The following is a 229-nucleotide window of genomic DNA, read 5'->3' as shown; positions in this document are numbered from 1 at the left end:
ATTGAATTTCGGCATCAGGACAACCGTCGAGCCGCCGTACAAGACGCACTTGATCGAGTTCATGCCGTGCTTGTGGTAAAGCGGCGCTGCCACGATCATTCGGTCGGACGGTGAAAAATCGCGGTCGGTCGAGATCATCTCGGCCACCCAGCTATGTGCGCGATGCGACAGGAGCGCGCCCTTCGGTCGCCCGGTCGAACCGGAGGTATAGGCGACGAACGCGATCGAG

At 60.3% G+C, this 229-nt stretch carries 1 protein-coding gene; it reads right to left on the bottom strand.

Going from position 1 to position 229, the window contains the following annotated elements; translation table 11 throughout:
* A partial coding sequence (locus AB1471_RS18025) for an AMP-binding protein (protein WP_367781086.1) occupies positions 1 to 229 on the bottom strand: 229 nt, incomplete at both ends.

This window comes from Jeotgalibacillus marinus (assembly GCF_040801915.1).
Taxonomy (GTDB): Bacteria; Bacillota; Bacilli; order Bacillales; family Jeotgalibacillaceae; genus Jeotgalibacillus; species Jeotgalibacillus marinus.
Note: the sequence above shows the minus strand (reverse complement) of the source record. Positions and strands in the feature narration are given on the sequence as shown.